We start from the raw sequence: 22,772 nt of genomic DNA on the forward strand, positions 1-22,772 counted from the left end.
GATGACCGATCGCACAGTCACCCTCATCTGGGCGCAGGCCCTCGGCGGCGTCATCGGCGCCGACAACTCGATCCCGTGGCGCGTGTCCGAGGACATGGCTTACTTCAAGCGCGTCACCATGGGCCATCCGGTAATCATGGGGCGGCGCACCTGGGACTCCATTCCATCGAAGTTCCGTCCGTTCAGCGGGCGTCGGAACATCGTCGTCACACGCGATCCGCAATGGCACGCCGAAGGCGCCGAGGTAGTCCACAGGCTGGACGACGCCCTGGCGTTGCCGGACGGTGACGTCTTCGTCGTCGGCGGCGGGCAAATTTATTCGGCTGCACTGCCATTCGCGACGCATCTACTGGTGACCGAGATCGACCTCGACATCGCCGGTGATGCTTTTGCTCCCGAGATCGGCCCCGAATGGAACCTGAAATCCGACGAGCCCTGGCAGACCTCGGAGAAGAACGGCCTGCGCTTCCGCTGGTTGGAGTACACGCGCTGACCGACTTCCGCCGATAACGAGGCACCTCGCGAGTGAGTCGGTCATACTCCAAGAAGGACATTCACCGCTTCCGAGAGGTCTTCGATGGACAAGAAGTCACTGACCGCTCTCGCTCGCCAACAGTTGAAACTGGCGGGCTCGGCGACCAGCGGTCGCAGTTCACAAACCGTCTACGGTGGCCACCAGCGCAGCCTGCGACAGACGGTGATCGCCCTGAGCGCCGGCAAGAGCCTCGCCGAACACGACAGTCCGGGCGAAGCCACGTTGTTGGTCCTGAGCGGGAAGCTGAATCTTGTGTGTGGGAGTGACCAGTGGAAAGGATCCACGGGTGATTTCCTGACCGTCCCGGCCGACCGGCACAGCGTCGAAGCGCTCGAAGACGTTGCATTTCTACTGACCGTCGCCATGAAGGGCTGAAATCGGTAGCGTCTTCCGCGTGAGCGAAACCGTGATCGAAGTGTCCGTCGTCGCAGCCCCGTCCGTACTCTGGCCCGCGCTGCGCGACCCGTCGCTGATTCGACGTTGGTTCGGCTGGGAGTACGACGGACTCGACGACGAAATCACCCAGATCTACTCCACCGCTGAGGTCGACCCCGAAGCGTTGACGCTGAAACTCGGAAACGGTGACCGTTTCTCACTTCGCGAACAGGACGGCAAGACGGTCGTCCGCATCGATCGGCCGGCCAAATCTGCCGACGACGACTGGTACGACGACATCACCGAGGGCTGGACGACATTCCTCCAGTTGCTCAGATTCGCAGTGGAGCACCACGGACTGGCCGAGCGTAAAACCATTTATCTCGACGGCCTTCTGCTCCCCGGGGAGAACGTGGCAAGCGTCCTCGGGCTCACCGAAATCGAATTGGAAGCGGGAAGTCGGTACGCGGTGACAATCGCTCCCGGCGACTATTTCGAAGGCGTCGTCGACTACGTCACTGACCACCAATTCGGGTTGACAGTCGAGGATCTCGGCCCTGGCCTGCTGTCTGTCGCCACCCAGTCGGTGACGGCGCAGCGGCCCGACGGAGGCATGTCCATCCTGCTGACCACCTACGACCTGAGCGATGACGAGTTCGACGAGATCAAGCATCACTGGTCGTCGTGGTGGGAAGGTCGCCGCCAGGAGAGCTGACGTTCGGTGAGGCGATATGCTTCGACCATGGTCGAAGCTTCGGGTCACAGTCCGGCACGTACGTTCGGCGAGTTGCTCGACCGCCTGGGCGATTCCAATGCCGACATACCGACACTCCACCGCCTGCTCGAGGCGGTCCTGGTGGTCGGCTCCGGCCTGGACCTCGACCTGACGCTTCAACGGATCATCACCTCTGCGACAACGGTTCTGGATTGCCGCTACGGCGCCCTGGGGGTCGCGGCGCCGGGGGGCGGGCTCTCGGAATTCGTGTACGAGGGAATCTCCGGGTCCCAACGCGCGACCATGGGACATTTCCCCGAAGGTCATGGCGTGCTGGGTGTTCTGATGAATCACCCGCAGACTTTGCGTGTGGCCCATCTCGGCGACCATCCCGAATCGGTGGGATTCCCCGCAAATCATCCACCGATGGAGAGCTTCCTCGGAGCGCCGATCATGATGCGGGGAAAGGTGTTCGGAAGCATCTACCTGACCGAGAAACGGGGACAGGCCGAGTTCACCCAGGAAGACGAGGTCATTCTCGAAGCCCTCGCCATCGCAGCCGGTATCGCTGTGGAAAACGCCCGACTGTTCGAGCAGTCACGAACTCGTGAAAGATGGCTCACCGCAACATCTGCCATCCGCTCGCGGTTGCTGGCCGGTGACTCGCTCGAGGACGGCCTGCAACTTCTTGCCAGTCGCGTTCGGGACCTGACCGGCGTCGACGACGTGATCGTGGTGATCTGCGAGAACGGCTACGCACAGGTTCACGCCGCGGCCAGCGCCCGGACCACGTCACGTGGAGTCAGAATCCCGGCGACCACTTATCCGTTCGACGTGGTGCGGAGCACTCGAAAGCTACAGGTACTCACCACTTTAGGCGCACTCACCGAACTGGTGCCGTCGGCTGGGAGTGCGGTCGTGGCACCGATGTGCGTCGCCTCGGGTGTAGTCGGCGCGGTCATCGTGGCGTCGAATTCCACCAACACACACTGGGATCACGACGAACTGACCCGGATCGAGTCGATGGCCGAACTCGGCTCCGTTGCAATCGAGTTCGACGAGAAACAAAAGGCGCAACGCCTGTTGTCCGTTCTCGCCGACCGCGACCGCATCGCACGAGACCTGCACGACAACGTCATCCAGCGACTGTTCGCGAGCGGAATGAGCCTGCAGAGCACGCTTCCGGACGAGACCCTCCCGGAGTCGGCGCGCGCGATTGTCAAACGATCTCTCGAACAGCTCGACAAGACAGTCCGCGAGATTCGGACAACCATCTTCGATCTGCAGACTCCGACGGCCACCGATTCGTCGAGCCTGCGCCGACGCCTCCTCGATGTCATCGGCGACGCCACCGCACAGTCCGCTGTGACCCCGAGCGTCCAATTCTCCGGCGCCATCGACACTCTGGTGAATCCCGGGATCCACCAGCACGCCGAAGCCGTGCTGCGTGAGGGGTTGAGCAACGTCCTTCGGCATGCACACGCACGCCACATCACCATCGCTGTCACCGCGGACGTCGAATTTGCGATCACGATCGAGGACGACGGCGTCGGACTCCCCTCCGACTTCCACAAGAGTGGACTGCACAATCTGGAGCGCCGCGCCGAACATTGCGGCGGTACGTGCACGATCGTCAATCACGATCCGAGCGGTGCACGCCTGCTCTGGCGAGTACCGCTCGGTCGCACCAACTCGAATCGACCGAAATCCGGTCGTTAGATCCTAGCGACTGCCGCTACGGATTTCGGTCGCCAGCACCGCAGCCTGAGTACGACGCTGCATGCCCAGCTTCGAGAGCAGACGCGTCACGTAGTTCTTGACCGTCTTCTCCGCGAGGAACAATCGCGCGCCGATCTCCCGGTTGGTGAGCCCCTCTCCGATGAGGTCGAAGACTGCTCGCTCCTGATCGGAAAGTTCGGCCAACGGATCAGCTGTACGGTCGCTGCGGATCCGCTGCATCAGCGCCTCGGTTGCACGACTGTCGAGCAGTGAACCGCCGCGCCCGACTGTGCGGACTGCAGCGACCAGATCGGTTCCGAGAATCTGCTTGAGGACGAATCCCGAGGCGCCCGCCATGATCGCGTCGAGCAACGCCTCGTCGTCGGCGTACGACGTGAGCATCAGGCAGCGGAGGTCGGGAAGCATCGAGCGGAGTTCTCGGCACAGTTCGACGCCGTTGCCGTCAGGCAGGCGTACGTCCAGAACAGCGACGTCGGCGTTGCTCTGCGGTACCGCGGCCAGCGCTTCCCCCACGGACGCCGCCTCGCCCACCACCACGAAGTCCTCGACCCCACCGAGTAGGTCGAACAATCCGCGTCTGACGATCTCGTGATCGTCGACCAGGAATATCCGCGTTGTCATCGAACCCCTCCAAAAGACATCTCACGTCGAACGGTACCGGAGACGGTGGACTCAGAACTCATGGAATGCATTCTCTTCACTTGTTGACGTGCCGGACGATGAGAACCGGGCAATCCGCGGTGTGCAGGAGCGCCCGACTGGTCGATCCGAGGAGCATTCCTGCGAATCCGCCGCGCCCGCGACTGCCGACGACTATCAACTGCGCCGTCTCCGCGTATTCGCTCAGGACTCGGACCGGACGGTCACGCGCGACGACTCTTTCGACGACGACGTCCGGGTAACGCTCGGTGAATCCGGCCAATTGCTCGGCGAGGACAACTTCCTCACCCGTCTGGATGCTGCTCCACAGGGGGTCGTCGGGGGTGGCACCCAACGAGGGCTGCACACTCACGTCGCTCCACACGTTGACGGCGATCAAGGTGGCGCCCCGCGCGGAGGCCTGCTCGAAAGCGTGCTCGACTGCCTCGATGCTGCTTTCGGATCCATCGACACCGACGACGACGGGGCCCTCGGTCGGCGGCCGACCGTCGAGCGTCCGTCCTCGGACAACTGCAACCGGAGATTCGCCGTGCGAGACAACCGAGACCGTCGCAGAACCGACGACCAATCCGGTGAATTCGCCGTGCCCGCGAGGGCCGAGCGCAATGATGTACGCGCCCTTGGACAATTCGATCAGGCGATCGGAGACGCTGCCGTCGAGTAGTTCGGTGACGATCTCGAGGTCGTCGTCGATGCTTTGCCGCGCGAGAATCTGTGCGCTGTCCAGACGAGCGGTGGCAGTGCGCCGCAGTTCGTCCTTGAAGCTCTCGGCGAGGTAAGGCTCGGAGTAGTAGAAGGCTGGGATGTGCACCACCGTCGCGATGTGGAGCGGTCGACCGAGCGCCACCGCGGTCCTCGCCGCCCAGACGACAGCCGACGACGCCGATTCCGAACCGTCTACCGCTACGACGACGGGTTTGGTTGCACTCATGTTCGTCCCTCCACAATCGACCACAGAATCTCTTCGCCCTCACACTATTGCCCAATGACGGCAAAAAGGATTCATCAGCCGACGCGAGTCCCGAATCGGACATTGGGTGTTCGGGTGGACTGCGGCAACGGCCCCGCCAACATCCCTTTCGGGCGTCAACGAGGCCACCGGTGCCGGATTCGCACGCAAACCCTGGCTACTCGATCCACGTTAGGCGAAGAACCCGACCGGTCAGAAGTGAAAAAAGTCCTGTCAACAAGCGCCCAAAATCGGGTTTCGTACGCAGGAGATCCTGAACCACCTGCTCTGCTGTGCGCCTTTGTTAACCGCCGGCGGTTAATAAAGGCGCACAGCAGGGTCAGTCACAAATCTTGCGGAACTTCTCGATCAGCTGCACTCGGCCGTTGCGGTCGGCCGCCAACGGCGTGACGTTGAGCGTCGTGACACCGGCTTCGGCGAAGGCTGCGACGCGTTCCTTGACGTAGCTCTCGGGACCGATCAACGACACTGCGCGAACCAGTTCGTCCGGCACTGCTGCTGCGGCTTCGTCCTTCTTGCCCGCGAGGTAGAGATCCTGGATCTTCTCGGCGGCCTCTTCGTAGCCGTAGCGCACCGCGAGATCGTTGTAGAAGTTCTTGCCCTTGGCGCCCATGCCGCCGATGTAGAGCGCAAGGCTCGGGCGTACCCAGTCGAGCATGTGGTCGACGTCGTCACCGATGGCCAGTGCCGGCGACGCGTACACCTGAAGCTCGCCGAGGCTCGGATCGCGCTTGGCCTTGCCCTTGGCGATCGGCTCACCCCACACGCTTGCTGCCTTCTCCGGATGGAAGAAGATAGGTTCCCAGCCTTCGGCGATCTCCGCCGTCAGCTCGACGTTCTTGGGCCCGAGCGAAGCGATCAGGATCGGGATGCGCTCACGCACAGGATGATTGATCAGCTTGAGCGGCTTTCCGAGTCCGGTGCCCTTCTCGGCGGGGAGGGGAACCTGGTAGTACTTGCCCTGGTACTCGACCTTCTCGCGGCGCCAAACCTGACGGCAGATCTCGACGACCTCACGTGTGCGTCCCAGCGGAGCGTCGTACTTGACGCCGTGGAACCCCTCGATCACCTGCGGTCCGGAAGCGCCCAGTCCCATCACGAAGCGACCGTTGGAGACGAAGTCCAGGCCCGCCGCCGTCATGGCGGTCAACGAGGGCGTACGGGTGTAGATCTGAAAGATTCCCGAAGCGAGTTCGATGGTCGACGTCTTGGCCGCCAGGTAACCGAGCTGGCTGACGGCGTCGAAGGAATACGCCTCCGGGACGAAGGCGATGTCGAGGCCCGCCTTCTCCAGGTCACCGACCTCTTCGACGGTTTCGGCGAACCCGCCGCTGTAGTTCAAACCCATACCGATACGCACGTTGTAACCCCAATCCTGACGATTGCTGCCGTGTGCGATGCGCACACGAGCAGTGGTACTCCCATCGAACACTTACTCACATCGAACACTACGGAACCTGAGTCCGCATTCATGTGACTACCCCGTTCATATTCGATGACCGAAATGAACGGGGCAGTGGGAGAGCCTGTCGAGGGTCAGGATTCTTCGGGGCGAACCACCATGACGGGGCACTTGGCCGAAGCGATCAGGGTGTTGCTGGTCGAGCCGAGCAACATGCCGCGGAATCCACCGCGACCACGGCTTCCGACTACGACGAGCTGCGCTTTTGCCGACCAGTCCAACAGCCGTCCGCGTGGGTTGTCGAGGTATACCTCGCGCCGGACCTTCACGTCCGGGTATTGCTCGGACCATCCAGCCAAGCTCTCGCTGAGTACCGCGTGCTCTTCCTCTTCGAGAGACTGCGGGGCAAGCGCAGCGGCCCTCGGGTCTTCGAATGCCGCACTGCCGAGGTCACTCCACACGTGCAACGCCACCAACTCGACTCCGCGGAACGACGCTTCCTCGAAAGCCGCACCGACGGCCTGGGCGCTCAACGCGCTGCCGTCGACGCCGACCACTACGGGTCCTTCCGAGGGCACCGCACCATCGCGGTCCCGAACGACGATGACCGGACACTTGCCGTGACTGGCCACACCGACCGCGGTATTGCCGAGGACTGCTGTCGCCGCCTTGCCTGACGCCGACGCTCCGACAACGACCCGCCTGGCCTGTGCCGAACTCTCGATCAGCCACTGAGTTGCGCTGCCGATGGCGATTTCGGTGTGAACTTCGAGTTTCGGATCGATCTCACGGGCGAATTGTTCCGCCTCTGCCAAGATCGCTTTTCCGGCCTCTTCGACCCATTCGTACACCCCACCCGCGTCGACGTACGGTCCGCCGAAACCGTAAGGCGCGAAGTCGAGAGCGTGGATGATGTCGAGTCGCAATTCGCGCTGGGCGGCGATTTTCGCGGCCTCGCGGAGCGCTGTGGACGCAGTGTCCGAACCCTCGACTCCGACAACAACACTGTTATGTTCGCGTGAACTCATGTGCCCACCTTCCTGAAGAAGTAACCGAGCCACTTTCACTCTAACCATCCCACTTGTCCGGCTTTTTTGGGGTCGCCCCCTCTTCATTTCGGGGACTTAGGTCCCCGAAACTGTTGACGGATAGGAGAATTAGCAGAGCAATCAGGACCAGGTGTGAACAGGATCTCCCGTCCGCATGTTCTCCACGTAACCGCGGAGCATTCCGGTGAGCGCAGTCGAGCGGTCCGCGCCCGAGGCCTCCGCGTGCGCCACTTGCTCGCGTTGCCAGGCGGCACCGGTCTGCCGATTCATGCACCGCCCTTCGATCACGCCGAGGTACCGATCGCGGGCCGCGGCGGACAATCCGAAGTCGGCCAAACCCTCGTCCGCCAACGGCAGCAGCCTTCGCAGGACCAACTCGTCGGCACCGACCCAACCGATCTCCGGCCAGTACAGGGTGGCGTCGAGTCCGTACTTGGCGCCGATGTGCAGGTTCTCTTCTGCCGCATGGAACGACATGTGCGACCACAGTGGCCGCTCCGCGTTCACCAATGCGCGAACGGTTCCGTAGTAGAAGGCCGCATTGGCCATGATGTCGACGACGGTCGGCCCGGCCGGCAGCACCCGATTCTCGATACGCAAGTGCGGCTTGCCATCCGAGCAGTCGTAGACGGGCCGATTCCAGCGATAGACCGTGCCGTTGTGCATCTGAAGCTCGCTCAACTCCGGAACCCCGCCCGCCGCGAGCACTTCCAGCGGATCGGTGTCCGAGACATCAGGGAGCAGCGCCGGGAAGTACCGTGAATTCTCCTCGAACAGGTCGAGAACCGAATGGATCCACCGCTCACCGAACCACACTCGCGGTCGCACACCTTGGTTCTTGAGCTCGAAAGTTCGGGTGTCCGTTGCCTGTTCGAAAATCGGAATGCGTGATTCGTGCCAAAGCGCCTTGCCTGCCAGGAAAGGAGAGTTGGCCGCAAGCGCCACCTGTACTCCGGCCAGACACTGCGCGGCATTCCAGTGCGCTGCGAATTCTTCCGGCGCGACGCGCAGGTGCAACTGCATGGACGTACATGCCGCCTCCGGCACCACCGAATTGGTGTCGGCCCGAAGGGTTTCCACGTCGCCGCCGGGTAGCGCGACACCTTCGACGTCGAGTTCGATGTCCTCTCCTCGCGCGGCAAAAATTTGCTCGTTGAGCAATTCGTAGCGCGGGTTGGCGGTGATCCACTCTCGATCGAGATGCTCGAGCTGCAGTGTCGGCAGCATCCCGATCATCACCATCTCGGCGTCGTGCGCGTGGATTCGCGCGTCTGCGACGTCGAGGGACGCCCGCAGTTTCTTCTCCAATTCGAAAGTTGCATCACCGGTGAGTGGGCCGGGCTCGACGTTCATCTCGACGTTGAACTGTCCGAGCTCGGTTTGGAAAACCGCAGAGTCGTCGATGGATTCGAGCACTTCACGGTTGGACATCGCGGGCGTCATGTCGCCGGTCACGAGGTTGAACTCGATCTCCATGCCCAACAGCGGAGCGGGCTTGTCGACGGCGTCTCGGAAGTCACCACCGTCGAGCATCTGCTTCATGGCGTCGACGCACGAGCGCACCTTCTTACGAAAGAGCCTACGGTCGGCTCTGGTGAATTCTCGCGCCGTGACCTCTGCACCCATTGCGCATTCCCCCTTCGACGATCAACGTCACTGAAGGCTATCCGTCCGGTGTCACCGACAAACGAGAACTGCGGTGGCACCGGGAAGAATTTCCCGACGCCACCGCAGTTCTCCGAAAGTTTCTTCTACGAGTTGTCGACCCAGGTGACAGCTACGCCGCGAGCCTGCAGCCACGCTGCGGGATCGACCTTTGCGCCGTTCTCGGCAACCTCGAAGTGCAGGTGCGGGCCGGTGGACTGGCCACGGTTACCCACGGTGGCGATCTGCTGGCCGGCGTTGACGCGCTGGCCGACGTTGACCTGGTAGTCGTTGACGTGGCCGTACGTGGTGACCGTGCCGTCGTCGTGCTGGACGCGGACCCAGAGGCCGAAACCTGACGCCGGGCCGGCGTCGATGACCTGGCCGTCGGCTGCAGCCAGAATCGGCGTACCGATCGGAGCCGCGATGTCGAGGCCGCCGTGGTGTGCTCCCCAGCGCGAACCGAAGGTTGAGGTCAGCGTTCCGGACACCGGCTGCACGGTACGAGCTGAGGTGCCGGGGTTGATCCCAGCGAGGAACTGCTGTGCCTGCGTGTTGAGGTCGGCAGCAAAATCGGGAAGCTCGGGGATGTCGAGAGCCGGAAGTGCCGCCAATTCAGCCGGAACGACAACGCCCTCGGGGAGCAGACCCTGCGGGATTTCGATTCCGGCGATGGTCTGTGTTGCCGGCGCCGCAGCAGCGGTTCCTGCGCCCATCTGGCCTGCACCGACGAGGAGTGCACCGGTAGCCGCAGCTACGACACCTGCCTTGACACCGGCACCAGGGCCAGCCGACGGGGTGCGGTGGCGGCCGCTTGCTGCCTCGGGATCGATCTCGAAGACAACATCGTCATTGCCCGTGCGGTGGTGGTTTCCCACAGTGTGTACTCCGTCAGTCGTCGGCGTGCAGCGTCCTTCTGATGAAGCCCGCTCCTCTGTCTGCCGAAGAATGTAACAGTTTGATCAAGGCGGCCGCCACCGTTACCCGATCTTGACCAAAACTATTTGTCGCCGTTCTGTCGGCTGGCGTCCAGTTCTGACTTGAATGCGTCGTATCGTGCCCGGTGAGCGGGTCGACGCCGGATGATCGCCCACGCGATGCCCAGAACCACGAACCAGATCGGCGTGACGAGAAGTGCCTGCAGGGTGTCGTCCTTGGTTGTCAGTGCCCAGAGAATGAAGACGAAGAACGCGAGCACGACCCAGCACATCACGATGCCGCCGGGCATCTTGAACTTCGACGCCTCGTGCAGGTGCGGACGACGCTTCCGGTACACCATGTAGCTCGCCAGGATGATCGTCCATACGAACATGAACAGCAGCGCCGAAATGGTCGTGACGACGGTGAAGGCCTCGATCACGGAATCGCCCGAGAACAGCAGGATCAACGACGCCAGCAGGAAGATGCACGAGAACATCAGGGCGTTCGCGGGGACCTTGCGTGAGTTCAGCTTGCCGAGGGCCCTCGGTGCGTCGCCCTCCTGCGCAAGGCCGAACACCATGCGCGAGGTGGAGTAGATACCCGAGTTGGCCGAAGATGCCGCGGAGGTCAGCACGACGAAGTTGATGACAGATGCAGCGATGCCGAGGCCGGCGAGTGTGAACATGGCGACGAACGGACTCTTGTCTGCGCTGATTTCACGCCACGGAGTCACCGCGATGATCACGGTCAGTGCAACGACGTAGAACAGCAGGACACGAATGGGGATGGAGTTGATGGCCTTCGGCAGATTCTTCTCCGGGTCCTTGGCCTCGGCTGCCGTCGTACCGACGAGCTCGATACCCACGAAGGCGAACACGGCGATCTGGAAGCCGGCGACGAAGCCCATGAATCCGGTCGGGAACATCCCGCCGTCGTTCCAGAGGTTGTCGATACCCGAGGTGGCACCGTTCGGCGCCGTGAACCCGGAGACGACCATGACGATGCCGACGACGATCAGGCTGACGATGGCGATGATCTTGATCAGCGCGAACCAGAACTCGGTTTCACCGAAGGCGCGAACGGTCGGGAGATTGAGGAGCAACAGCGCCGCGATCGTCAGCAAAGCAGGAATCCACGCCGCGAGCCCTGGCCACCAGTACTTGAAGTACCCGGAAATCGCGATGACGTCCGCGATGCCGGTGACGATCCAGCAGAACCAGTAGGTCCAGCCGGTGAAGAATCCCGCCCAGGGGCCCAGCAGATCCGCGGCGAAGTCGGAGAACGACTTGTACGCCATGTTCGAGAGCAGCAGCTCCCCCATCGCCCGCATGACGAAGAAGAGCATGAATCCGATGATCATGTACACGAAGATCACGGAAGGCCCGGCGAGCGAGATCGTCTTGCCCGATCCCATGAACAGTCCGGTGCCGATGGCACCACCGATGGCGATCAGCTGGATATGCCGGTTGGACAGCTGACGTGAGAGGTGGGGGTCTTCGCCGGACGGCTTCGTCAGGTCTGGTGTATTCGCGTGGTCGGACACGGAGGATCCCCCTCGTCGTTCGGTTCATCCGGGGCATCGAAATCGTGCCCGTCGGGGGAACCTCGGAAAATGTGCTCTCTCAAAGTACGCGTGCACTGGCTCACATCACGCATCGGAAAGCGGACGCCGATAACCTGTCGAGGTGAACACTGACAGCACGGCCCATCAAGACGGACATATCGCCGCGACGCTGTTCGATTTCTCCGGAACCCTCTTCCGTTTGGAGGAGAGCGACGATTGGACCGAGCACCTCGTCGATCACCAAGGCGATCCGCTCGACGTGCACGCTCAAGCCGAGCTGATGCGTCGGATGACCGCGCCGGTGGGCAGAACCGTGGAGATGGACGAAGCGGAGATCTACGCGTGGGAGAACCGCGACCGGGATCCGAAGTTGCATCGTCAGGCTTACCTCGACGTGTTGAGTAAGTCCGGGGTGCCCGATCCGGTTCGGGCCGAAGCTTTCTACGCCCTGCTGGTCGATCCGGATCAGTGGTCGCCGTACCCGGATACCGGCGAGGTCCTGAAGTCACTGTCGGAGAAGGGCATACGCACTGCCGTCTTGAGCAACATCGCCTTCGACATCCGTCCGGCGTTCGCCGACCGCGGCTGGGACGTCTGGGTCGACGAGTTCGTTCTCTCGTTCGAGGTGGGTGCAGTCAAGCCTGAACCGGCGATCTTCGAGTACGCCCTCGCACAACTCGATGTGGATGCGGCGCAGACTCTGATGGTCGGTGACAGCGACATCGCCGACGGCGCTGCCCGTGACGTCGGTTGCCAGTTCGCACTCGTCGATCCCCTGCCGACGACCGAACGCCCGCACGCGCTACTCGACGCAGTGCGGAAGTTCGGGCTTCTGTAGGGAGCGCTCAGACACCTTCGGTGAGTTCGCGCAACGACGCGTAGCGCTCGCGCACGTGGGGAGCTGGTTCGGCGTCGAATCGTCGCTCTTCCGGTTTCGGCCACACCGGCGGCTGCGTGTCCCCGGACAGTGCCCATGCTGCTTGCCTGCATGCCCCTTCGGCGACGTACTCACCCGGAGCAGGGATCACGACCGGCACTCCGAGAATTGCCGGCGCGATCTCACAGAGAGCGCGCGACTTCGCTCCGCCTCCCACGAGGAGAACTCGCTTCACCTCGACGCCTTGACGAACCAGGTCGTCGACGCCGTCGGCCAAGCCGCACAGGAGCCCTTCGATTGCGGCTCGTGCAAAGTGCGCAGGCGTCGAGTTCTGCAGCCGGAATCCGTGCATGGCCCCCGTGGCGTCAGGGCGGTTGGGCGTCCGTTCACCCTCGAAGTACGGAATCATGACCAGCCCGTCGTTTCCGAGGGGCGCCGTCGACGCCAACCGCGACAGTTCGGCGTGATCGACACCGAGAATGGACGCCGTCGCATCAAGAATGCGCGCGCCGTTGAGAGTGCACACCAGCGGCAAGTGCAGGCCGGTTGCGTCCGCGAATCCTGCCACGTTCCCGCCGGGATCGTGCGTGGGGGTGGCCGATACAGCCGAGACGACGCCGGATGTTCCGATCGAGATGATCACGTCACCGGGAACTGCTCCCAAACCCAGTGCGGCTGCGGCATTGTCACCGGTGCCAGGCCCGACAATACCTCCGGAACGTGTACTTCCGATCTTTTCGTTCGGCGATGCAACTCGGGGAACATGCGGGGTTCGACCGCGAAATGCCAACGCCAGCAAATCTTTACGATATTCGCGCGTCGAGGCAGCATAATAGCCGGTTCCACTGGCGTCGCCCGCGTCGGTAACAAGCTCCTCGATCGAGCCGGACCCACCCAACTTCCAGGACAACCAGTCATGCGGAAGACACACCGCGGCAGTGCGATCGGCATTGCCGGGTTCGTGATCTGCCAGCCATCGAAGCTTGCTTGCCGTGACCGCGGCGACCGGAACTACACCAACTGCGTCGGCCCACGCCTTGGGTCCGCCGAACTCTTCGACCAGATCGGTCGCAGCCTTCGCCGACCGAGTGTCGTTCCACAGCAACGCCGGTCTGACAACCTCGCCGCCACTGTCCAGACACACCATGCCGTGCTGTTGAGCTCCGACCGATACGGCTGCGACGTCGCCGAGCCCACCCGCCGCGGCGATTGCACTGTCCATCGCCTCGAGCCAGCATGCCGGATCTATCTCGGTACCGACGGGGTGCGCCGCCCGCCCTTCTCGTACCAGCTCTCCCGAATCGGCATCACGGACAATGACTTTGCACGACTGGGTAGACGAATCGATACCGGCTACGAGGGTCACACTGGCGTCCTTTCCGAAGGACCGTCAGCTCGCGTTGGCGACCGCGGGCATCCGGTTGCTGCGCTTACGCAGCGATCGCACATATTCTGCGCGCTCGGTCTCCGTCATTCCACCCCAGATGCCGTACGGCTCGTGGACGGAGAGTGCGTGTTCGCGGCACTGCTGGAGTACAGGGCACGTCGCGCAGACCTTCTTGGCGTTGCGTTCACGGTTCTCGCGGGCGTGTCCACGCTCGCCGTCCGGATGGAAGTACACCGCGGAATCGTGCCCGCGGCACGCTCCCTGCAGCTGCCAGTCCCACACTTCGGCGGTCGGGTACGGCATCGGAAGGTGCTTGTGCATGATGGCGACCTCAATTCCTTACTCGGGTGACACGGATTCGGGTGACTCTGGGCTGACGCCGGGTCGGACTTATCGACGCCTGACCGATTGGCCGAGTCGATGTGCACAGACCGTTGCGAGTTCGCCGGTGACCGGCGGAGTCAGCGCTACGACGCCGTCGTCGAGAATTGCCTGCAGCCTGCGGAAATACTCGTCCGGGGCGAGGCCGAAGGTTACAAAGATCTCTTCGTCAGGTCCACCGTCGAACTGCTGCCACTTACGTGCGAACTCGACGATCTCTTGTGTATCCGTGCGGCTCATCAGGTTCTCCCCTGTTTGTGCGCCCTGCTTCACAGAAACTGCGACTCGTCTCCTCGGACGCCCGTGGCAGTGAGTCAAGACACAGACTATGCCTACTTCTGCTTTTTCACAAGACCTACTTACGTCTTTTTGTGGACAAAGTATGCGAACTTTCGCACGCTGAAGTTACCGACGAGGAATGCTTGAATAGGACAATGACCCGACCGTCCACGACTCCGGCTACCGCGGGAGAGGTATTCACGCTGATACGCAGCGGTTCCGCGACCACGCGCAGCGAGATCGGGAAGCTCACCGGCCTGTCCAGGACGGCGGTATCGGCCAGGGTTGCAGCACTTCAATCGCTTGGTTTGATCGCCGATGACGACGAGGGCCCGTCGACGGGCGGCCGGCCGCCGTCCACTCTCACCTTCGCGAACTCGTCCGGCGTGGTTCTCGTCGTGGCAATCGGTCGATCGCGGGCACAACTTGCCGTCACCGACCTGGCGGGCACGATCCTCGCGGCAGAAGACATCGACAAGTCGGTCGGGGTCGGCCCCGACGAACTGATGCCCGAAATTGCCGAGCATCTTTCGTCACTACTGGCCCAGGTCCACCGCGCGTCTACCGAGGTCATCGGAATCGGACTGAGCATTCCCGGAACGGTCGACGTCGCCGCGGGAGCAAGCCTCGACTCTCCGATGATGGCGGGGTGGGACGGAGTCGCGCTTGCCCCCTATCTGGCATCGGTGACCACGGCTCCGCTGTTCGCGGACAACGATGCCAACGTGATGGCTCTGGCCGAATTGAGCGAGCGACGCGAGAGTGCGCCCAACCTCCTGATGATCAAGGCGTCAACCGGCCTCGGCGCAGGAATCGTCATGGGCGGAGTCCTCCAACGCGGTTCACTCGGAGCGTCCGGCGAGATCGGGCATACCAAAACCGCTGCAGCGCGGGGCATGAAGTGTCGCTGCGGCGACGTCGGCTGCGTCGAAACTGTCGCCAGCGGTTGGGCTCTCGTGCACGCCCTCCGAGATCAGGGCCGAAGCGTCGGTCACGTGCGTGATGTCGTCCGCCTCGCCCTGGACGGCGACAGCGAAGCCCGCCGGCTCATCAGAAGCAGCGGCCGACTGATCGGCGACGTCATTTCCGGCGCGGTCAATCTCCTCAATCCCGAGGTCCTGATCATCGGCGGCGACATGGCCGAGGCGGACGAACTCTTCCTCGCCGGGCTTCGGGAGTCCGTCTACGGCAACGCAACGGCGCTTGCCACCCGAAAGCTTCAGATCGCTTCGGTCAGCCACGGCGCACAATCCGGCATCCTCGGTTGTGCGGTTCTCGTCCTCGACCATCTGCTCAGCGCCAGGGAAATCGATCTGCGGATCGCGGCGTCACTCCACACGTGAGTCGCTGACTTCTCGCACGCTCCGCATCAAACAATCAGACTTTTCCGGCATCGCTTGTGTTGACGCTCACACTTCTGCATAATTCATTACCTACCGATCATTCGGTTGTCGATATCGACGATGAGATCGCGCAGGAACGCTCCGAGTCAGCCAAAAGCATGCACCGAGCACACCGGCAACGTCGCAGATCGAACAGCGTTTCTCCACTGTTCCGACTTCGCAGTTTCACCGTGTCGGTGAACCACGTGACTGGCAGAAAGTAGCTCGATGACCACAACCAGAACTGGCACCAAGCCCGCCGCGAAGGAATACGACCGCGCCGCGATGGCGTCGATGGTCGGCACCACCGTCGAGTGGTACGACTTCTTCATCTACGCCCAAGCTGCAGCCCTGATCTTTGCCGACCTGTTCTTCAAGCCGATGGGCTCGGCAGGCCAGATCGTCTCCTACGTCACGGTCGGCATCAGCTTTGTCTTCCGTCCTCTCGGTGCCATCGTGGCCGGCTATCTCGGCGACAGGCTCGGCCGCAAACGTGTCCTGGTCGCGACGTTGGCGATGATGGGTGCCGCGACGGTTCTCATCGGCGTGCTGCCGACGTATGCATCGATCGGAATCTGGGCACCGATCCTGTTGATCCTGCTTCGCGTCGTCCAAGGATTCTCGACGGGCGGCGAATGGGGCGGGGCCGCTCTTCTTGCCGTCGAACACGCACCCACCAAGCGTCGAGGATTCTTCGGAGCGTTCGTACAGATGGGAGTACCGCTCGGAATGTTGCTCGCCACCGGCGTTTTGGCACTGTGCACGTTCACCCTCACGGACGAACAGTTCACCACCTGGGGATGGCGAGTGCCGTTCCTGCTCAGCGTCGTGTTGATCGGCGTCGGCTTCTACATTCGAAGCAAGGTCAGCGAGTCACCCGTATTCGCCGAACTCAAGGAACGCCGCACCGAGAGCAACACGCCTATCCGAACTCTGTTCAAGAAACACCCGAAGCAGGTCGTACTCGCGGCGCTGTCCTTCATCGGCACAAACGGCAACGGCTACATGGTGATCGGCGGATTCATCGTCGCGTACGCAACCAAGACCTATGGCCTGGGTAAGACCGAACTACTGATTGCCACGCTCGCAAGTGCCGTCACGTGGGGCGTTTTCACCATGATCGGCGCCTACTGGTCGGATCGACGCGGCCGCACCACGGTGATGAACGTGGGCAACCTCGCAATGGTCCTCTTCGCGGTGCCGTTCTTCCTCCTCATCGACACCGGGAATCTCGGCTGGATCTACGTGGCGATGATCCTGTTCTCGGTCGGACTCGGGCTGTCGTACGGACCTCAACCCGCGTTGTTCGCCGAACTGTTCCCGGCTTCGATCCGTTACAGCGGTGCGTCGATCTCCTACGCGGTAGGCACCATCTTCGGCGGCGCCTTTGCTCCCACCGTCGCACAGTGGCTCCTCGGCAAGACCGGTGGCACCCTTGCCATCTCGATATACCTCGCCCTGCTGGCCGCGGTCTCGTTCGTCGCCACGATGCTCATCAAGGATCGATCAGGACGAGACCTGATGGTGTAATCGACCTGAATGTGGACGCCCAACGGCGTCGCGATGCCGGAGTTTGTCAGCCGAACTTTCGAAAGGCGAACTCCGGCAACTTCTTCGCAGCATTCGCTGTGCGCACGATCTTGTGGTTCTTGCCTCGCATCAGCGCCAGTTGGATCCGCGATTCGATCCAGAACGCGCCGCGAGGCGAGCGGTTCCAGGTCTTGTGCAGCAACGTCTTCGTCGCTGCGACGGCGTCCGGCGAGCGAACCGCGATCTGCGACAGCAGTTCCTGCGCCGGCTTGATCGGATTGTCGCTGACTCCGCTCACGAACCCCCACTCGAGAGCCTGATTTCCGTCGAACAGTTCAGCAGTCATGGCGAGGCGTTTCACGACGTCCATTGCCGCGAGTTCGCGCATCGTGACCGTTCCGGTCATGTCGGGGATCAATCCCCACTTCGCCTCCATCACCGAGAACGTGCAATCGGGGGTGGTGAATCGAAAGTCTGCGGCGAGCGCCAATTGCAGTCCCCCACCGAAGCAGTGCCCGTGAACGACCGCGATGACCGGCACGGGCAATTCGCGCCACACCCAGCACGCGCGTTGAAAGAGGTTGGTCTTCTGACCGGGAAATTTCGCGAAGGCCTTCGCCATGCGCCTCGGTTGCTTACCCGCAGAGGCGAAGTCCAACCCGGCCGAGAACGCGTCACCCGCGCCTTGAAGAATCACGCCCCGGATCGAACGATCAGCTTCGATAGTTCGAGCGGCGTCCACCAGGGCGTCGAGCATGTCCAGATCGAGACCGTTGAGTTTCTCCGGTCGGCTGAGCGTCACGTACGCCACCGACTGCACTACCTCGACACGAACGCGATCACTCACGGCTACTCCTTCGGTTAGACATACCCCCGACGAACTTACCTGAGAGTAAGTTCGTCGGGGGTCCGTCATGCCATCTCCGCAAGAAGTTCCATGGTCACTTTGCCGGCAGGATCCGAATCAGTGGATGAAGGCACGGCCACGACGGAGTCCACTCCCGCCGCTCGGTACGCCTCGAGTTGCTCGCGGGCATCGGCCGGAGTCCCGACGATTCCCACCGTTGCCACCATCGCGTCCGAGACCTGGCTCAAGAGCTCGCGCGGCGCGGCCCCGGCCCTGGCTGCCTCGATCACATCAGCGAAGCCCGCGCGGACGAACATGTCCGAGTACCCCGGAGCAGCCAGATACGGTACGAGCCCGCGTCGAAGTTGATCGATCGACACCTGTGACGGTCCATTCTCGGCGACGGCAGCCGGTGCCCACACCGACACGAAAGGCATGCCGGTTTCCAACTCGGCAGCGATTTCCTTGCACCGTGTGATCAGGCGCCCCGCTTGCTCCGGGCTGACCAGATTGAGCACCAGTTCGTCGCCCAACTCCACCGCGGCCCGAAGCGCCTTGTCCCCGAATGCCGCAACGATCAGCCTCCCACCTGGCGGCTGAAGTCGCAGCCGATATCCGCTGGTCCGCATCACCGTTCCGGCGACTTCGCCCCGTTCACCGTCCATCAGCGCTCGTACACCGCGGGCGGACTCCGCGAGCGCCCGAGCTGCCCCGGACCTGCTTCGTCCATGCCATTTTTCGACCACGACAGTGCTGGACGTACCCAAGGCGATCGACACGTGGCGCCCGGTGAGATCGGCCACCGACGCCGCCCCGATCGCGATCATCGCCGGATCACGAACCGTCACCGCGAGTGGGCCGACCACCAGTTCGGAGTACTCGAAGCCGACGCCGACCGACGTCGCCAGCGCAAAGGCGTCGTACGTCGCCATCTCCCCCACCCACACTCGGCCGAACCCCAGTTTGTCGGCGAGGCGCGCGGTAGTGGTCACCTCCCGCGGCGGACGGTCCTGCCACAACCCCAGGGAGATGTCGATGGTCGGCAAACCTCTACTCGAAGTCGGAGACAAGACCCATTCCCTCCAACAGTGTCGGACGGTCGTAGTACTCGAGCCACTCGGTGATCCGTCCGTCTGCCATGCTGAGGATTCCGACAACAGGAACGACGCCGTGGGTCCCGTCGAAATGGAAATCGTCCACTCGCTGTACAAAAACCCTGCCGTCGATCACGCCGAGCGACTCGATCTTCAGGGTGATCCGTTCACACTTGCTTGCCAGCAATGCAATTCGGCCCGCTACAGCCTCCTTGCCGACAAGAGGTTCCTGCATCACACTGTGGAGCACACCGTCTTCGGCGAACAGGTCGACGACGCGTGCCCAGTCCATGACGTCCCACGCCTGGAACATCTCACGCGCCAACGCAAGCTTGTCACTGTCGTTCATCACACTCATGCCACACTCTTCTGTCGAAGCTCACGCTTGAGGATCTTTCCGGTCGAATTGCGCGGCAGTTCTTTCCGAATCTCCAGCCGCTCGGGAAGTTTGTACGACGCGATGCGCTTGTCCTTCAGGAACGCGACCAGAGCATCGAGTTCGAGTTCCGTCTCGGGTCGAAGTGTCACCACTGCTGCGACGCGCTCACCGAGTACTTCGTCGGGGTCGCCGATGACGGCCACATCCGCAACGGCCGGATGCTCGGCGATCAATCCCTCCAGTTCGGCTGGGGCGATGTTCATTCCGCCGCGGATCACGAGGTCCTTCCCCCGGTCCAGGTAGCGGAGAAACTGCCCGTGATCACCGGCAATCTCGAAGATGTCTCCGGTGCAGAGGAATCCGCGCTCGTCGAACGGAGACGGCCGATCGCCGAGATAGCCGGCAAAGACCGTCGGTCCGCTGATTCGCAACTCACCCGGGTGCCCGACTTCGGTGATGTCCTCGCCGGTGACCACGTCGACCAAGCGCACGTCCATCCAGTCGGAGATTCTGGTGCTCCAGCGAAAGTTCTCGACACCGAAGCGGGGGAAGTACCGTGCGCGGTCGTCCGGATCCGGCATGTCCGCAGGCGAGGAGATCAGACTGATGCCTTCGTTGGATCCGAAGAAGTTGATGACTCCGATTCCGTATCGCTCCTGCCATCCCCGGACCATCGGAGGTTGCAGTGGCACCGAACCCGAACCGATCCGAGTCAAGCTCGACAGGTCGACCGCCGCGAGCATCGACTCGTCGGCGAGCAGCATCCACAACAGCGCAGGCGGCGCTACCGTGTACGTCACGCGCTCGGCCTCGATCTGCCCGAGGAAAACTCGAAGATCGAACGGGTGGTGCTGTACCAGTACACATCCCGTGCGGAGCCACGGCAGGAACATTCCGTTGATTCCGGCCATGTTGACCATCGGGAACGGGTTCAGCAAGACGTCGCCGACGCCGATGTCGGGAGCGTCGATCGTGGCCCAGCAGATGGCCAGCCACTCGTAGTGCGAACGTGGGACCCCCTTCGGTTCGCTTTCGGTCCCGGAGGTCCAACAGATCGTCATCGCATCGTTGGGGTCGTTGGGATCTTCGGTGATTCGGACATCCAATTCACTGCGCTGTGTTTCGGTGGCCGCCCGAGGACTCAGCCCCACGACACCGGCCGGCAACTGGGCCGGAAGCTCGGATGCGGGAGCGTAGGCGAACACCGATCTCAGAGAGGGAATCCGGGATCTGATTGCAGCGATCTCCGTAGCAGGGAGTCTGTCACCAAAACTGGGTACGGTGACAAATGCTGCAAACGCCGCCTGGTTTGCCATTCCTTCCACTTCACGTTCGCGGTACTGCATGGGCAATGGCGAGACCACGATCCCCAGAGACCACGCTGCAAGGTAGACCTCGACCAATTCGACGGTATTGGGCATCTGCACGCCCAGAACATCTCCCCGGCCCAAACCCACCTCGGAGAAGCCGGCAGCGAGCGCGATGACTTCGCTCTCCAGTTGGTTCCAACTGAGGCGTCGCGGATCTCCGCCGGACAACTCGCTCCGGTTCGCCGGATCAACCACGGCAAGTTCGTCACCGCGTACCCGCACCTGCGCCCGGAACACCTGATCGATCGTCTCGTCGGACCACCACCCCTTCGAGGTGTATTCGTCCACCTTGACGCGAGGGTGCAATCCCCTGTGTGCCTTGTTCATTCGCGTACTCGTTTCAGTTCTCGTAACGGCCGGAAATGTCGATCACGTCGCCTTGCTTCTCGAACGCCTGGGTAGCGGCGTTCCACTCGAACGGCTGGAATGCCAGGATTCCCAATGCATGGTCCGCGGTCATCGTGAATTTGATTCCGTCGATGAACATCGGCGGGTGGTAGTCCTGCGTTCGTGCGGCACTCATGATGCTGGCGCGTGAGAGTCCGTCGGATGACTCAGAGGCCCGAGTGAAGTTGTCCACCAACAGGTCACCGATGGCCCAGCCATTCACGGTGTAGCTGTTGGTCGGGGAATCGGCACCGTGAGCAGCCGCACCGGCCAGGTAGTCACGTACCGCCGCGTCATCCTTGTAGAGGGCGTTGTTGGGATCCTTGAGCCACACCATCACCTGCTGCCCGTCGGCAGCATCACCGGCGGGCGCATACAGCGTCGCACCGTCGACGCAGTTCGACGGTTGAATCACGGTGTCGGGCTTCCATCCGACACGTCCGATCGCCTGGGTGATCGCGAGGCAATCGGTGGTGACACCGGCCACCACCAATACCTCGGCGCCACTGGCTTTGAGGGTCGATGCCGCCGTCTTGGGGTCGGTCAGCGCCTCTTCGGCTGCGATCTCGAAGTTCGTTCCTTCGATCGCGGACTTGAAGCCGTTGGCGATCCCTTGTCCGGACTCGGTCTGGTTCGTGGCCAAGGCAACCTTGGCGCCGCTCGGATACTTCTTCTTCAGGCTTTCGACCACTACCTCCATCTCGACGCCCGGATCCGGTAGATACTCCGTGGTCCACGGAAAGTCTTCGATCACCCGGAACTCGGGCATGCCTGCCTGCGCGAAGAGCAGTGGAACACAGGCAGTGGTCTGGTCGTCCGCGATGGCGTTCAACTGGCCTGCTCCGAACGTGCCCAGAACGTCGACCTTGTCCTTCTGAATGAACTCTCCGACATTGGCTTTGGCGCGCTCCGGGGAGAAGGCATCGTCCTTGACCACGACGTCGAGCTTGACGCCGCCGACGCCGCCGGCCGCGTTCTCGACCTCGAACCGTGCTCGCATTCCTTCGATCACGTTGCCGACCGCGTCGGCGAGCGGGCCGGACGTCGGCCCACTCCACCCCACCGTGAGTTTGTCGGTGATCGGCGCCGCGGCACCACTGGGATCGCTGCAGTCGTCGACCGATACTGCTCCGGCCGAGGTCGACGTGTTGCTCTCTGCGTCGGAGTTACCTCCGCAGGCCGAAAGGAGTAGTGCCGCAGCGGCGATGACTGCGGGAATCGTGGTCTGCCTTTTCATATCGTCCAGTTCCTTGCTGTGAGTTGAGAGAAACGAGAGTGGGCGAG

At 62.5% G+C, this 22,772-nt stretch carries 22 protein-coding genes; 7 read left to right on the forward strand and 15 right to left on the reverse strand.

What is annotated here, in order from left to right; translation table 11 throughout:
* Position 1 precedes the first annotated feature (1 nt).
* The 4 genes from P0M12_RS04395 (at position 2) to P0M12_RS04410 (ending at position 3,344) form a co-directional block, all read left to right on the forward strand.
* Positions 2-493 carry a dihydrofolate reductase gene (locus P0M12_RS04395; protein ID WP_277377475.1) on the forward strand — a complete coding sequence of 164 codons (492 nt, stop codon included), beginning with the start codon at positions 2-4 and terminating at the stop codon, positions 491-493.
* Between the two features lie 84 nt (positions 494-577).
* On the forward strand, positions 578-910 hold the full coding sequence (locus P0M12_RS04400) for a cupin domain-containing protein (protein ID WP_003946336.1): 333 nt from the start codon (positions 578-580) through the stop codon (positions 908-910).
* Positions 911-929: 19 nt separating this feature from the next.
* On the forward strand, positions 930-1,625 hold the full coding sequence (locus P0M12_RS04405) for a hypothetical protein (RefSeq protein ID WP_277377476.1): 696 nt from the start codon (positions 930-932) through the stop codon (positions 1,623-1,625).
* Positions 1,626-1,652: 27 nt separating this feature from the next.
* A complete protein-coding gene (locus P0M12_RS04410) occupies positions 1,653-3,344 on the forward strand; it encodes a GAF domain-containing protein (RefSeq protein ID WP_042921348.1) in 1,692 nt (563 codons plus the stop codon).
* A gap of 3 nt (positions 3,345-3,347) precedes the next feature.
* On the opposite strand, the gene P0M12_RS04415 is transcribed toward P0M12_RS04410, so the two are convergent.
* From P0M12_RS04415 to cycA, 7 genes are all read right to left on the reverse strand, one after another.
* Positions 3,348-3,986, reverse strand: coding sequence for a response regulator transcription factor (locus tag P0M12_RS04415; protein ID WP_003946380.1), 639 nt, complete (start codon positions 3,984-3,986; stop codon positions 3,348-3,350).
* A gap of 76 nt (positions 3,987-4,062) precedes the next feature.
* Positions 4,063-4,956, reverse strand: coding sequence for a universal stress protein (locus tag P0M12_RS04420; protein WP_003946389.1), 894 nt, complete (start codon positions 4,954-4,956; stop codon positions 4,063-4,065).
* Positions 4,957-5,314: 358 nt separating this feature from the next.
* On the reverse strand, positions 5,315-6,355 hold the full coding sequence (locus P0M12_RS04425; RefSeq protein WP_007727670.1) for an LLM class F420-dependent oxidoreductase: 1,041 nt from the start codon (positions 6,353-6,355) through the stop codon (positions 5,315-5,317).
* A gap of 176 nt (positions 6,356-6,531) precedes the next feature.
* Entirely contained in the window at positions 6,532-7,425 is an 894-nt protein-coding gene (locus tag P0M12_RS04430) for a universal stress protein (protein WP_007727672.1), read from the reverse strand.
* Positions 7,426-7,566: 141 nt separating this feature from the next.
* Positions 7,567-9,072, reverse strand: coding sequence for a glutamate-cysteine ligase family protein (locus P0M12_RS04435; protein WP_065351259.1), 1,506 nt, complete (start codon positions 9,070-9,072; stop codon positions 7,567-7,569).
* Between the two features lie 125 nt (positions 9,073-9,197).
* Positions 9,198-9,968, reverse strand: a complete 771-nt coding sequence (locus P0M12_RS04440; protein WP_003946431.1) for a M23 family metallopeptidase — start codon at positions 9,966-9,968, stop codon at positions 9,198-9,200.
* A gap of 122 nt (positions 9,969-10,090) precedes the next feature.
* On the reverse strand, positions 10,091-11,554 hold the full coding sequence (gene cycA / locus P0M12_RS04445; RefSeq protein WP_003946351.1) for a D-serine/D-alanine/glycine transporter: 1,464 nt from the start codon (positions 11,552-11,554) through the stop codon (positions 10,091-10,093).
* A 142-nt stretch (positions 11,555-11,696) separates the two neighbouring features.
* On the opposite strand from cycA, the gene P0M12_RS04450 reads away from it, so the two are divergent.
* Positions 11,697-12,413 (forward strand): HAD-IA family hydrolase, encoded by a 717-nt coding sequence (locus P0M12_RS04450; RefSeq protein WP_047272587.1) that lies wholly within the window; start codon positions 11,697-11,699, stop codon positions 12,411-12,413.
* 7 nt (positions 12,414-12,420) lie between these two features.
* Here P0M12_RS04450 and xylB read toward each other — a convergent pair whose 3' ends face one another.
* The 3 genes from xylB to P0M12_RS04465 all read right to left on the reverse strand — a co-directional run bounded on the left by xylB (position 12,421) and on the right by P0M12_RS04465 (position 14,460).
* A complete protein-coding gene (gene xylB / locus P0M12_RS04455) occupies positions 12,421-13,818 on the reverse strand; it encodes a xylulokinase (protein ID WP_047272588.1) in 1,398 nt (465 codons plus the stop codon).
* Positions 13,819-13,842: 24 nt separating this feature from the next.
* Positions 13,843-14,160: a WhiB family transcriptional regulator gene (locus P0M12_RS04460; RefSeq protein ID WP_003946343.1), complete on the reverse strand. Its 318-nt coding sequence runs from the start codon at positions 14,158-14,160 to the stop codon at positions 13,843-13,845.
* 69 nt (positions 14,161-14,229) lie between these two features.
* Positions 14,230-14,460, reverse strand: a complete 231-nt coding sequence (locus tag P0M12_RS04465) for a DUF3263 domain-containing protein (protein WP_030534904.1) — start codon at positions 14,458-14,460, stop codon at positions 14,230-14,232.
* Positions 14,461-14,654: 194 nt separating this feature from the next.
* Between P0M12_RS04465 and P0M12_RS04470 the strand changes: the two genes are divergently transcribed.
* Positions 14,655-15,842 carry an ROK family transcriptional regulator gene (locus tag P0M12_RS04470; protein WP_003946405.1) on the forward strand — a complete coding sequence of 396 codons (1,188 nt, stop codon included), beginning with the start codon at positions 14,655-14,657 and terminating at the stop codon, positions 15,840-15,842.
* A 267-nt stretch (positions 15,843-16,109) separates the two neighbouring features.
* Positions 16,110-17,411 carry an MFS transporter gene (locus P0M12_RS04475; RefSeq protein ID WP_007727683.1) on the forward strand — a complete coding sequence of 434 codons (1,302 nt, stop codon included), beginning with the start codon at positions 16,110-16,112 and terminating at the stop codon, positions 17,409-17,411.
* A 46-nt stretch (positions 17,412-17,457) separates the two neighbouring features.
* Here the strand turns inward: P0M12_RS04475 and P0M12_RS04480 are convergent, their stop codons facing one another.
* The 5 genes from P0M12_RS04480 to P0M12_RS04500 form a co-directional block, all read right to left on the reverse strand.
* Positions 17,458-18,258 carry a crotonase/enoyl-CoA hydratase family protein gene (locus P0M12_RS04480; protein WP_042451070.1) on the reverse strand — a complete coding sequence of 267 codons (801 nt, stop codon included), beginning with the start codon at positions 18,256-18,258 and terminating at the stop codon, positions 17,458-17,460.
* Between the two features lie 65 nt (positions 18,259-18,323).
* Positions 18,324-19,328 carry an LLM class F420-dependent oxidoreductase gene (locus tag P0M12_RS04485; protein ID WP_228232790.1) on the reverse strand — a complete coding sequence of 335 codons (1,005 nt, stop codon included), beginning with the start codon at positions 19,326-19,328 and terminating at the stop codon, positions 18,324-18,326.
* Entirely contained in the window at positions 19,309-19,710 is a 402-nt protein-coding gene (locus tag P0M12_RS04490) for a nuclear transport factor 2 family protein (protein ID WP_277377477.1), read from the reverse strand. The genes P0M12_RS04485 and P0M12_RS04490 overlap by 20 nt, the downstream gene beginning before the upstream one ends.
* Entirely contained in the window at positions 19,707-21,428 is a 1,722-nt protein-coding gene (locus tag P0M12_RS04495) for a class I adenylate-forming enzyme family protein (protein ID WP_277377478.1), read from the reverse strand. Before P0M12_RS04495 ends, P0M12_RS04490 begins: the two co-directional genes overlap by 4 nt.
* A gap of 13 nt (positions 21,429-21,441) precedes the next feature.
* Entirely contained in the window at positions 21,442-22,725 is a 1,284-nt protein-coding gene (locus P0M12_RS04500; protein ID WP_003939841.1) for an ABC transporter substrate-binding protein, read from the reverse strand.
* Positions 22,726-22,772: the final 47 nt, after the last annotated feature.

Source organism: Rhodococcus sp. RCBS9 (assembly GCF_029457415.1).
GTDB lineage: Bacteria > Actinomycetota > Actinomycetes > Mycobacteriales > Mycobacteriaceae > Rhodococcus_F > Rhodococcus_F qingshengii.